The sequence below is a fragment of the Scandinavium sp. NPDC088450 genome (assembly GCF_044900545.1).
Taxonomy (GTDB): Bacteria; Pseudomonadota; Gammaproteobacteria; order Enterobacterales; family Enterobacteriaceae; genus Scandinavium.
In genome coordinates this window covers 207,505-218,741 of sequence record NZ_JBJDNI010000003.1, presented here as the reverse complement: position 1 = coordinate 218,741, position 11,237 = coordinate 207,505, and the positions used below count along the sequence as shown (strand labels likewise).

Genomic DNA, 11,237 nt, shown 5'->3' with positions numbered 1-11,237 from the left:
TTTTTTAAGGGAGACAAAACCTCTTCAGTTATGATTAAAATAAATAGAGCCTTCAGCGAATTAACGTTAAACAAACCGGATGGTCAAAATGGATAATGCTGTCGATCGCCACGTCTTTTATATTTCTGATGGAACCGCCATCACAGCCGAAGTGCTGGGCCACGCCGTGATGTCGCAATTCCCGGTCTCGGTCAACAGCTTCACGTTGCCGTTTGTCGAAACGGAAAGCCGTGCCAAAGCCGTTAAAGAGCAAATTGACGCTATCTACCAGCAAAGCGGCGTGCGCCCTTTGGTGTTCTATTCCATCGTGTTGCCTGAAATCCGCACCATCATTTTGCAAAGCGAGGGCTTTTGTCAGGACATCGTTCAGGCCCTGGTTGCCCCACTTCAGCAAGAACTCAAGCTGGATCCCACGCCTATCGCGCACCGTACGCATGGCTTAACACCAGGCAACCTCACAAAATATGATGCCCGTATCGCGGCCATTGACTACACGTTAGCGCACGATGACGGCATTTCTTTGCGTAATCTCGATCAGGCCCAGGTTATCCTGCTCGGCGTTTCGCGCTGCGGTAAAACCCCCACCAGTTTGTATCTTGCCATGCAGTTTGGTATCCGCGCGGCAAACTATCCGTTTATCGCCGATGATATGGATAACCTTGTCCTGCCCGCCGCGCTGAAACCGTTACAACACAAGCTTTTCGGTCTGACTATCAACCCGGAACGGCTGGCAGCAATCCGCGAAGAACGCCGGGAAAACAGCCGTTACGCGTCGATGCGCCAGTGCCGCATGGAAGTCACGGAAGTCGAGGCGCTGTATCGCAAAAATCAGATCCCCTGGCTGAACAGCACCAACTATTCGGTGGAAGAGATAGCCACCAAAATCCTCGACATTATGGGTCTCAGTCGCCGCATGTACTAACACACTAGTACAATGCAGCGAAATGCGGTAAGATTTGCTGCGTAATAAGATGTGCGTCACATTCTGCCTTGAATAAAACAGGGATTGGTTTATCGTGATGCGCATCACTTCCGGCATTTCAGCCGCTGAAGCAACCCAATTCTGAGAGTCACAATGAACAAAACTGATGAACTGCGTTCGGCGCGCATCGACAGCCTGGTAACGCCTGCTGAACTGGCGCAGCGTCACCCTGTTTCGGCTGAAGTCGCAAGCCATGTCACCGCGTCGCGCCGCCGTATTGAAAAAATCCTCAATGGTGAAGATAAACGTCTGCTGGTGATTGTCGGGCCGTGCTCGATTCACGATCTGGATGCAGCAATGGATTACGCCCGCCGCTTGCAGGTGCTGCGTGAGAAGCACCAGCATCGCCTCGAAATCGTTATGCGCACCTATTTCGAAAAACCGCGCACGGTTGTCGGCTGGAAAGGCCTGATTTCCGATCCCGATCTCAACGGCAGCTATCGTGTTAATTACGGCATTGAACTTGCCCGCAAGCTGCTGTTGCAGGTTAACGAGCTGGGTGTGCCAACCGCCACCGAGTTCCTTGATATGGTGACCGGGCAATTTATCGCCGATCTCATCAGTTGGGGCGCGATTGGCGCTCGCACCACGGAAAGCCAGATCCACCGTGAAATGGCCTCTGCGCTCTCCTGCCCTGTTGGCTTCAAAAACGGTACGGATGGCAACACCCGCATCGCCGTTGACGCGATTCGTGCCGCCCGTGCCAGCCACATGTTCCTCTCGCCGGATAAGAGCGGCCAGATGACCATTTATCAGACCAGCGGTAACCCTTACGGTCATATCATTATGCGCGGCGGCAAAAAACCAAACTACCACGCGGCGGATTTGGCTGCGGCCTGCGATACGCTGCATGAGTTTGATTTGCCAGAACATCTGGTGGTAGATTTCAGCCACGGTAACTGCCAGAAGCAGCATCGTCGCCAGCTTGAAGTGTGTGATGATATCTGCGATCAGATTCGCAATGGTTCCACCGCAATTGCCGGGATCATGGCCGAAAGCTTCCTGCGGGAAGGCACACAAAAAATCGTCGCCGGTCAGCCCATGACCTACGGCCAGTCGATTACCGATCCGTGCCTGAGCTGGGAAGACAGCGAAATTCTGCTGGATAAGCTGGCTGCGGCGGTTGAGAGTCGTTTCTGAATTAAGCCACTCTGCGGTCTGATGCCCTCTCCCCAACCCTCTCCCACAGGGCGAGGGAGCAAACATTAAAAACCCTCTCGTCCCAACCCCCTCCCACGTGGAGAGGGAGCAAACACTAAAAACCTTCACGAAGTGAAGGTTTTGCGGTTTACCTCCATTTTTTGATCCCTTCACCTATTTTTCACAAAAGGGGTTGCTGTGTGAATTGATTTGTTGATAATGATTATCATTGTTACTTTGATTGCTATTTTTAACATTATGACATCTCTGGACACATCGGTTCCTCGCGGCCCACTCAATCCTAAACCGCAGCCACAGCCTGACGATCGTCGCATAGACAGCAAAACGCTGCTGGGCACGGAAGGCCGCGTCATTATCGAACATGATGGCCAGCATTACCTGCTGCGCCAGACTCATGCTGGTAAATTAATCCTGACAAAATAATTCGTTAACACACAACCTTTCGCCAGCCACCCAGGACCCAATGCCGAGGCAGCCAGCGCTTTTCACTTCCTATGGAGAGTTGCATGCTACACCTGCATTCCGCGTCTTTGCGCCCATCGCTGGTCGCATTGGCTGTTTTCGGCGCTATCGCTTCCCCGGCGTTTGCGGCGTCTGAACAAATGACCGTCACGGCCACCGGCAACCAGCGTAGCGCTTTTGAAGCGCCGATGATGGTCACCGTCATTGAGGCTGATACCCCGGAAGGGCAAACCGCCAGTTCCGCCGCTGATATGCTGCGCCAGGTTCCAGGCCTTACGATTGATGGTACAGGCCGGACTAACGGGCAGGACGTCAATCTGCGCGGTTATGACCGTCGCGGCGTGCTGGTGCTGGTTGATGGCATTCGCCAGGGCACCGATACCGGGCACCTGAACAGCACCTTCCTCGACCCGGCGCTTATCAAACGCATCGAAGTCGTTCGCGGCCCTTCCGCCCTGCTATATGGCAGCGGCGCACTGGGCGGCGTGATTTCTTATGACACCGTTGATGCTGCCGATTTACTGAGTGCAGGTCAGAACAGCGGATACCGCGTGTTTGGTACCGGCGGGACGGGCGATCACAGTCTTGGTATGGGGGCCAGCGCATTTGGCCGGACCGATACACTGGACGGGCTGGTGTCCTGGTCAAGCCGCGATCGGGGTGATTTAAAACAAAGCAACGGTTTTACCGCGCCTAACGACGAAAGCATCAGCAACTTCCTTGCTAAAGGGAGCTGGAAAATCGACCCGGCTCAGAAGCTGAGTGGCTCTCTGCGTTACTACAATAACGCCTCGCAGGAACCGAAAAATCCGCAGACGCCTGCGGCATCTGACAGCAGCAACCCATTGACCGATCGCTCTACCATTCAGCGTGATGCCCAACTGACTTACAACATTGCGCCAGAAGGCAACGACTGGCTCAATGCAGACGTTAAAGCTTACTGGTCTGAAGTGCGTATCAACGCGCAAAACATCGATGACACCGGTGAATTCCGTAAACAGACCACTAAAGGTGGTAAGGTTGAAAACCGCACGCGCCTGTTCAGCGACAGCTTCGCCTCCCACCTGCTGACTTATGGCGGGGAATACTATCGCCAGGAGCAAAACCCGGGCGGCGTGACCACCGGCTTCCCGGATGCACGCATCAACTTCAGCTCTGGCTGGTTACAGGATGAGATAACCCTGCGCGACCTGCCCGTCACCCTGCTGGGCGGTACCCGCTATGACAATTACCGCGGAAGCAGCGACGGCTACGACGATGTCGATGCAGATAAGTGGTCTTCCCGCGCGGGGCTGACCATTAGTCCGACAGACTGGTTAATGCTGTTCGGTTCATACGCACAGGCCTTCCGCGCCCCGACAATGGGCGAGATGTATAACGATGCGAAGCACTTCTCCATCGGCAGCTTCTACACCAACTATTGGGTGCCCAACCCGAACCTGCGCCCGGAAACCAACGAAACGCAGGAATACGGTTTCGGTCTGCGCTTTGACGATTTGTTGATGGCTAACGACGGTCTGGAATTCAAAGCCAGCTACTTTGATACCAACGCCAAAGATTACATCACCACTTCCGTCGATTTTGCCGCCGCGACGACCACGTCCATCAACGTGCCTAACGCCAAAATCTGGGGCTGGGACGTGATGAGCAAATACTCCACCGATTTCTTTAGCCTGGATGTCGCCTATAACCGTACCCGCGGCAAAGACACCGACACGGGCGCATGGCTGACCAGCATCAACCCGGACACCGTGACATCTCGCCTGGATGTGCCGATTGCCCATTCTGGCTTCTCGGTTGGCTGGATAGGCACCTTTGCCGAGGACACCAAAAACATCAGCGCCAGCCCGCAAGCCGGTTATGGCGTGAACGACTTCTACGTCAGCTATAAAGGCCAGCAATCCCTCAGTGGCCTGACCACGACGCTGGTCTTCGGCAACGCCTTCGACAAAGAGTACTCCTCGCCGCAAGGCATTCCGCAAGACGGACAGAACGGCAAAATTTTCGTGAGTTATCAGTGGTAATCACACCCAACCCCGGTTCGCCGGGGTTCTGAACTGGAAGGAAAAAGAGAATGAATCACTACACACGCTGGCTGGCACTGAAAGAAGAAAACCCGGGGAAATATGCCCGTGATATTGCTGCCATGATGACTATCAGTGAGGCAGAGCTCACCTGGGCGCGCGTGGGGCACGATGCCTGGCGCTTGAAAGGTGAAATTCGCGATGTGCTGGCGGCTCTCGAAGCTGTGGGCGACGTGAAGTGCATTTGCCGCAACGAATACGCTGTTCACGAACAGGTCGGAAGTTTCACTAACCAGCACCTGAGCGGACATGCCGGGCTGGTGTTAAACCCACGGGCTCTGGATCTGCGTTTGTTCCTCAATCAGTGGGCAAGCGTGTTCCATATCAGCGAAACCCACGCGCGCGGCGAGCGCCAAAGCATTCAGTTTTTCGATAATCAGGGCGATGCGCTGTTAAAAGTCTATACCACTGAAGCCACGGATATGGCGGCCTGGGGTGATGTTCTGACTCGCTTTATTCACGCGGATAACCCGGCACTGGCGCTACAACCCGCTGAAGCACAGAACACGGCTGATGAGGTTGACGGCACTTCGCTTGATGGCGAATGGCGCGCAATGACTGACGTCCATCAGTTCTTTACCCTGCTCAAACGCCATAACCTGAGCCGTCAGCAAGCTTTCCGTTTGGTTGGCGACGATCTCGCCTGTCAGGTGGATAACGATGCTGTGGCCCGTCTGCTGGAAAACGCCCGTCAGGATGCCAACGAAATCATGGTCTTTGTCGGCAACCGTGGCTGTGTGCAGATATTCACCGGGGCGATTGAGAAAGTGGTGCCAATGAAAGGCTGGCTGAATATCTTCAACAGCGCCTTTACCCTGCATCTGCGCGAAGACACCATCGCCGAAAGCTGGATCACGCGTAAACCTACCGCTGACGGGCATGTCACCAGCCTGGAACTGTTCGCCGCCGATGGCACGCAGATTGCGCAACTTTATGGCCAGCGCACTGAAGGCGAGCCTGAGCAAACACAATGGCGCGCGCAGGTTGAAGCGTTGATCGCCAAAGGGCTTGCCGCATGAAAACTCTCGTCGCGTTGATGGCTGCCCTGCCGCTGCTGGCCGGTGCAGCGACACAAAAAGTGGTTTCACTTGGCGGCGACGTGACGGAGATTGTCTATGCATTGGGGGCGCAAAGCGCCCTTGTTGCACGTGACAGCACCAGCATGTGGCCTCCTGAAGCGACGAGGTTGCCGGATGTCGGCTATCTTCGTCAGTTGAACGCTGAAGGCATTCTTGCCACGAGCCCAACGATAGTGCTCGCCAGCGTTCAGGCTCAGCCTTCTTTGGCGCTGAAACAAGTCTCGCAAAACGGCGTGACCGTGGTGACCGTTCCTGGCAGTAACGATGTATCGGTGATTGATCAAAAGATCCAGGTGATTGCCGCCGCGCTGCATAAAGAAGCCGAGGGCGAAAAGCTGCGCAAACAGATGCAGGCCCAGTTGGCCGCCCTGCCAACCACGCCTCTCAACAAACGCGTGCTGTTTATTCTTAGTCATGGCGGCATGAGCGCAATGGCTGCGGGGCAGCAAACGGGGGCCGATACCGCGATCCGCGCGGCTGGCCTGCAAAATGCTATGCAGGGTTTCAACCGCTACCAGCCGCTTTCTCAGGAAGGCGTGATCGCCAGCCAGCCTGACTTAATCGTCATCTCACAAGACGGTGTAAAAAGCATGGGCGGCGAAGAGGGAGTGTGGAAGCTGCCAGGTATCTCACAAACCCCGGCAGGCCGTCACAAACAGGTGTTGTTGGTGGATGACATGGCGCTGCTGGGCTTCAGCATCCGCACGCCGGAAGCCATCCAACAGCTGCGCCAGAAAGCGGAGCAACTGCCCTGATGACCCCGCAGGTTTTCCGTTCGCTGTGCTCCTTGCTGGCGCTGTTGCTGCTGTTAACGCTCTGTGCCACCACTTTTGGGGCGCTGAAGCTGCCGCTTGCTGCCCTTTGGCACGGCGACAGCGCGCTGCGCCAAATCTGGTTCACCATCCGCTTACCTCGCGTGTTGCTGGCTCTCACCATCGGCGGCTCTCTGGCGCTGGCAGGCTGCGTGATGCAAGGCTTATTTCGCAATCCGCTGGCCGATCCCGGTCTTTTGGGGATCAGCAGTGGCGCTGCATTATCGGTGGCGCTGTGGGTTGTCCTGCCGTTTTCCCTGCCCGTGGTGTTGATGCTGTATATGCCCATGCTTGCCGCGTTCATCGGCAGCCTGGCGGTGACGGTGATTATTTTTATCCTCAGCCAGCGACACGATAATTCGCTGTCACGCCTGCTGCTGGTGGGCATTGCGATCAATGCGCTGTGCGGCGCGGCGGTTGGCGTGTTGTCCTGGCTCAGTAACGATGCTCAACTGCGCCAGCTTTCACTGTGGGGAATGGGCAGCCTTGGGCAGGCGCAATGGTCGACCTTGCTCGCCACCGCCTCGCTGATGCTGCCAACGGTGGCGATTATCTGGCGACAGGCAAAGCAACTCAATTTGCTGCAACTGGGTGATGAAGAAGCGCATTACCTCGGGGTGAACGTGCGTCAAATCCAAAGGCGTTTGCTGATGTGCAGCGCTTTGCTGGTGGCTTCCGCCGTTGCAGTTAGCGGTGTGATTGGCTTTATCGGCCTGTTGGTGCCGCATTTGCTGCGCATGTGGCTCGGGGCCGATCATCGCGCTGTGATCCCAGGCTCGGTGCTAGTTGGTGCCATATTGCTATTGATTGCAGATACGCTCGCGCGAACGCTTGTCGCACCCGCTGAAATGCCTGTCGGCCTGCTCACCAGCCTGCTCGGTGCGCCGTGGTTCCTGTGGATGATTTTCCGTCGCGGAGGCGCTCATGGATAACTGTTTACACGCCAGGTCGCTGTGCTATTCGCCAGTCTTGCGGGATATCTCACTTTCCCTGCAACCGGGAGAACTGGTCGCTCTGATTGGCCCTAATGGCGCGGGGAAATCGACTTTACTGCGAGTGCTGACAGGCTATTTGTCCCCCGATAATGGTCAGTGTGTCCTGAAAGGAATAGCGCTGAACGAATGGACACCCGAGGCGTTGTCGCGCCAGCGAGCGGTAATGCGCCAGCAAAGTCAGCTGGGATTTGACTGGCCGGTTGAAGCCGTCGTCGCGATGGGACGCGCGCCCTGGCCGCAACAGGATAGCCGTAAGATTGTTGCTCAGGTGATGGCGTTAACGGGTTGTCTGCCACTGGAAAATCGCAAGTACAACACGCTCTCGGGCGGTGAACAGCAGCGCGTGCAATTAGCTCGCGCCCTCGCACAACTATGGACGGACAATGCACCACGAGGCTGGCTGTTTCTCGATGAGCCGACTTCAGCCCTGGACTTGTATCACCAGCAGCATCTACTGCGCCTGCTTAAAAATCTGACTTCTCAGGGTGAATTGCACGTCTGTGCCGTGCTGCATGATTTAAATCTGGCCGCGCTTTGGGCTGACAGACTTTTGCTGTTGCATCAGGGGGAGATGGTGGCCCAGGGCACGCCTGCGCAAGTCTTGCAGGCAGAGACCCTGAGCCGTTGGTACGGCGCTGAAGTGCATATCGGACAACATCCTGCCAGCCAGACACCGCAGGTGTTTTTAGCTCGCTAAGCCTTAACTGGAACAGCTCACTTCCAGCCGCTTGCCCCACTCTGGCGGGCGGCTGGCGTAATCGTCGTTTCTGTCTGCATAAGGGTTGCGCAGAACCTCATGCAGACGAGCAAACTCCTCGTACTCTCCACGTTCAGCCTGCTCAATCGCACGTTGCGCCAGCCAGTTACGCAGGACAACCGCCGGGTTAACCTGCTTCATGCTTTGCTGACGCTGTGTGTCATCAACCTGTTCCTGTTGCAGACGCGCACGATAAGAAGCAAACCAGGTATCGAATGCGGCCCGGTCGATAAACTCATCCCGCAACGGTGACGCAGCACTGTTTTGTTCCGTTTCGCTCAACATGCGGAACGTCCGCGTGTAATCGCTGCCCTCGCTTTCCATCAGGCCAAACAGACCGTTAAGCAGTTCGTTATCGCCTTTTTCTTCGCTGAACAAGCCCAGTTTGGCGCGCATCAGCTTGCCGTATTCCACCAACAATGCTTCCTGATAGACATCCAGCAGCGAGTTCAGCGTGTCGACGGCGATAAATGGCGACAGCGTTTGTGCCAGACGTTGCAGATTCCACAGCCCCACGGCAGGCTGATTCTCAAAGCTGTAACGCCCCTGATGATCCGAGTGGTTACAGATATAACCCGGCTGGTAGTCGTCGAGGAAACCGTACGGGCCGTAATCCATGGTCAGGCCGAGAATCGACATATTGTCGGTGTTCATCACCCCATGACAAAAGCCGACGGTTTGCCAGCGGGCAATCATCCGCGCCGTTTTTGTGACAACGTCACGGAACCATAACGCGTATTTATGTTCCTCTTTATCGAGATGAGCCCAGTGGTGACGAATCACATAGTCGGCCAGCTGGCGGACTTTCTCCGGCTCACGGCGATAATAGAAATGCTCGAAGTGCCCAAAGCGGACGTGGCTTTCCGCCACGCGAATCAGCATGGCCCCCTGCTCAACCGTTTCGCGGTACACCGGCGTGTCGCTGGTGACCACAGACAGAGCACGAGTGGTGGGAATGCCAAGCGCAAACATCGCTTCTGAAGCAAGACTTTCACGTAACGTTGAACGCAAGACTGCTCGTCCGTCTCCCATGCGGGAATACGGTGTCAGGCCCGCGCCTTTGAGGTGCCAGTCATAGCGACGACCGTCGGCCAGTTGCTGTTCGCCAAGCAAGATCCCTCGCCCGTCACCGAGCTGACCTGCCCAGACGCCAAACTGGTGTCCGCTGTAAACCTGCGCTAAAGGCAGCATGCCGGGCAGCAGCGTTTCGCCGCCCCAGACGCCTGCGCCGTTGGTCGTGGCAAAGAGCGATGCGGGCAAGTTGAGTGCTTCCGCCAAAGGCGCGTTGTGCCAAATCAGGCGCGCGTTATCCAGCGGCGTTGGGGAAAGCTCGGTATAAAAACCTGGCAGCTCATCGCGCCAGTGATGGGTAAAAGACAGGGTCATGGTTCCTCCTGTCTTTAGTGTAGTGCCAACGCAGGCAGATAAATACGGGCGAGATGCAGGGTTATTCCTGCACCAGTGACGTTAACGCCGCCGCATCGACAGCAGGCCACAGCGCACCCTGATAGGCACTAAACCCCCATGGCTGCAGGCGCTCAAGCAGAGTCTGGCTGTCCACTCCCGCCGCCATCATGTCGCCGCAGAACGGTTTAATTTGCGCGGTAATCGCTCGCATAAAAGGGTCAAAAGATAATAGCGGAGCCTGCTGCTGGATAAAGTTTTTATCCAACGCCACACGTTTAAACAGCCCACTAAAAACCGGTTGAGCTGACGCTTCCCCGACACCAAAATTGCCCAGCACCAATGGAAAGTGATTCACCAGTTGAACTAACAAATGCTGTTCATCGAGTGTATTCAACTGAGGAAAATTCTCATTGACGGTGAATTCGAGAAAAGAAAATCGGGCGGCGCGTTCTGCCAGTTCCTTTTGCACTAAAAGTGCTTCAGCGATTACCGGCGTTATATTAATCCAGGCAATCAATTCCTGCTGAATAAAAAAGATCTGGCAGCTTTCAAGCAGCAAGAGTTTTTCAGTAAACAGCGCAATGTCGTCATCCGGACTCAGGCGAGAGGTAATCAAACTGGTTGGCGTGCGGACGTTGTCGTGCGCACCAACAAAGTTAGCGATGAGCTCAAGCCCCACAAGTTTGCCCCCGCCATTTCTGGCAGGGAGGAATACTATTTCTGCCCGGTATGCTTTATCCAGTGAGACAATCATTGCGCCCACCCCTGTTTAAGGGCTATCCCCGGTCGCGGCTGTGTGGTTCCAGTAGAAAAGAAAATCTTTGATTTTAAAAAGATTAAGTTCATTCGTTCCTTTTTATTTCAGGAATTCCTTTGCATTATCATTATGATGATTGTAATCCATATTCATGCAGACGCACAATCCACAGATTCATTACGTGAATAGTGTTAGACGCGATAATTATTTCGCAAGCGGGCTTTTATTTCTTCCTAAACAAAAAAGGGCCTTTCGGCCCTTAACGTTTTCTGACTATATCCGTCTTGCCTGCCAGAAGTTTTTCCGCCAGTAGACATTATCCAGCGAGGAACGCGTCACGCCCTGGCTGGTTGAGGCATGAATAAATTGATTGTCGGTATCGTAGATCCCGACATGCAAACCACTGCCACCAGAGCCGGTTTTAAAGAACACCAGATCGCCCGGCAATAAGTCGTCTTTGTCGATTTTGGTGCCGACTCTCGCCTGATTTTCTGTGTCGCGTGGCAGTTGCATATCGAACTGATCGCGGAAAGTCATCATCACAAAGGCGGAGCAATCCACCCCGCGACGCGTGCTGCCGCCATAACGATACGGCGTGCCGCGCCAGTTCGTCAGTTGATCGTTGAGATTGGCGATGACCGTGATGGAATCAGAAAGGCGTGGATTGGGCGGCGGCGCACGATGGCTGCTACACCCTGCTAAAATTAATGCCGCCACTAACAAAATAAAGGGACGCATATC

At 55.1% G+C, this 11,237-nt stretch carries 11 protein-coding genes; 8 read left to right on the top strand and 3 right to left on the bottom strand.

Annotated features, from left to right (window positions below; genetic code table 11):
- Positions 1 to 88: 88 nt before the first annotated feature.
- The 8 genes from ACI2I2_RS05045 (at position 89) to ACI2I2_RS05010 (ending at position 8,272) form a co-directional block, all read left to right on the top strand.
- Positions 89 to 922, top strand: coding sequence for a pyruvate, water dikinase regulatory protein (locus ACI2I2_RS05045; RefSeq protein ID WP_404656894.1), 834 nt, complete (start codon positions 89 to 91; stop codon positions 920 to 922).
- Positions 923 to 1,075: 153 nt separating this feature from the next.
- Positions 1,076 to 2,122: a 3-deoxy-7-phosphoheptulonate synthase AroH gene (gene aroH, locus ACI2I2_RS05040; RefSeq protein ID WP_404656893.1), complete on the top strand. Its 1,047-nt coding sequence runs from the start codon at positions 1,076 to 1,078 to the stop codon at positions 2,120 to 2,122.
- A 219-nt stretch (positions 2,123 to 2,341) separates the two neighbouring features.
- On the top strand, positions 2,342 to 2,566 hold the full coding sequence (gene hemP, locus ACI2I2_RS05035) for a hemin uptake protein HemP (RefSeq protein WP_404656892.1): 225 nt from the start codon (positions 2,342 to 2,344) through the stop codon (positions 2,564 to 2,566).
- 83 nt (positions 2,567 to 2,649) lie between these two features.
- Positions 2,650 to 4,629, top strand: a complete 1,980-nt coding sequence (locus ACI2I2_RS05030) for a TonB-dependent hemoglobin/transferrin/lactoferrin family receptor (RefSeq protein ID WP_404656891.1) — start codon at positions 2,650 to 2,652, stop codon at positions 4,627 to 4,629.
- 50 nt (positions 4,630 to 4,679) lie between these two features.
- Positions 4,680 to 5,708, top strand: a complete 1,029-nt coding sequence (locus ACI2I2_RS05025; RefSeq protein WP_404656890.1) for a hemin-degrading factor — start codon at positions 4,680 to 4,682, stop codon at positions 5,706 to 5,708.
- Complete coding sequence (locus tag ACI2I2_RS05020; protein WP_404656889.1) at positions 5,705 to 6,523, top strand: hemin ABC transporter substrate-binding protein; 819 nt, start codon at positions 5,705 to 5,707, stop codon at positions 6,521 to 6,523. The genes ACI2I2_RS05025 and ACI2I2_RS05020 overlap by 4 nt, the downstream gene beginning before the upstream one ends.
- Positions 6,523 to 7,512 carry a FecCD family ABC transporter permease gene (locus tag ACI2I2_RS05015; RefSeq protein ID WP_404656888.1) on the top strand — a complete coding sequence of 330 codons (990 nt, stop codon included), beginning with the start codon at positions 6,523 to 6,525 and terminating at the stop codon, positions 7,510 to 7,512. Before ACI2I2_RS05020 ends, ACI2I2_RS05015 begins: the two co-directional genes overlap by 1 nt.
- Positions 7,505 to 8,272: a heme ABC transporter ATP-binding protein gene (locus tag ACI2I2_RS05010; RefSeq protein WP_404656887.1), complete on the top strand. Its 768-nt coding sequence runs from the start codon at positions 7,505 to 7,507 to the stop codon at positions 8,270 to 8,272. The genes ACI2I2_RS05015 and ACI2I2_RS05010 overlap by 8 nt, the downstream gene beginning before the upstream one ends.
- A 3-nt stretch (positions 8,273 to 8,275) precedes the next feature.
- Here ACI2I2_RS05010 and selO read toward each other — a convergent pair whose 3' ends face one another.
- The 3 genes from selO to ACI2I2_RS04995 form a co-directional block, all read right to left on the bottom strand.
- Complete coding sequence (gene selO / locus ACI2I2_RS05005; protein ID WP_404656886.1) at positions 8,276 to 9,718, bottom strand: protein adenylyltransferase SelO; 1,443 nt, start codon at positions 9,716 to 9,718, stop codon at positions 8,276 to 8,278.
- A 61-nt stretch (positions 9,719 to 9,779) separates the two neighbouring features.
- Positions 9,780 to 10,493, bottom strand: a complete 714-nt coding sequence (locus ACI2I2_RS05000) for an EAL domain-containing protein (RefSeq protein WP_404656885.1) — start codon at positions 10,491 to 10,493, stop codon at positions 9,780 to 9,782.
- A gap of 276 nt (positions 10,494 to 10,769) precedes the next feature.
- A complete protein-coding gene (locus ACI2I2_RS04995) occupies positions 10,770 to 11,234 on the bottom strand; it encodes an NlpC/P60 family protein (protein WP_404656884.1) in 465 nt (154 codons plus the stop codon).
- Between the last annotated feature and the right edge of the window lie 3 nt (positions 11,235 to 11,237).